The organism is Caldalkalibacillus salinus (assembly GCF_016745835.1).
GTDB lineage: Bacteria > Bacillota > Bacilli > Caldalkalibacillales > JCM-10596 > Caldalkalibacillus_A > Caldalkalibacillus_A salinus.
Map to the genome: position 1 here is coordinate 1 of NZ_JAERVL010000069.1, position 352 is coordinate 352.

General features: G+C 36.4%; 1 protein-coding gene. It reads left to right on the forward strand.

All coding sequences use genetic code 11. The annotated features are described in order from the left end of the window. Nucleotides 1-352 (forward strand): hypothetical protein (locus JKM87_RS17715; RefSeq protein WP_202081797.1); only part of this gene is annotated, 352 nt, incomplete at both ends.

Sequence of the window (352 nt, forward strand, 5' to 3'; positions counted from 1 at the left end):
AATATATAAACCCGGAGCTAAAAGAAGAATCTAGAAAAAAAATTACAAAGTATAGCTATGACGATATTACCTCTGTAGATTCTTTTGAATTGCATTATGATCCCTCGCATTTCTATTGTGCATTTATCGATGGAAATTTTGCCAAGCGGTCCCAAGGTAAGATATTAAAAAACACCTTATTTTTTGATATACACCGGGATAGTATTACTAACTCGACGATGCCAGAGCATGGAGAGTGTTTTGTTCCGGGTTTGGAAATGGTGAGTGAGGATATAAAAACAGAAGAAGTCATCGAATCCCAAGAGAAATTATTAGCTCAACAGCTACGAATGATCCAACTAACAGGAGCCAA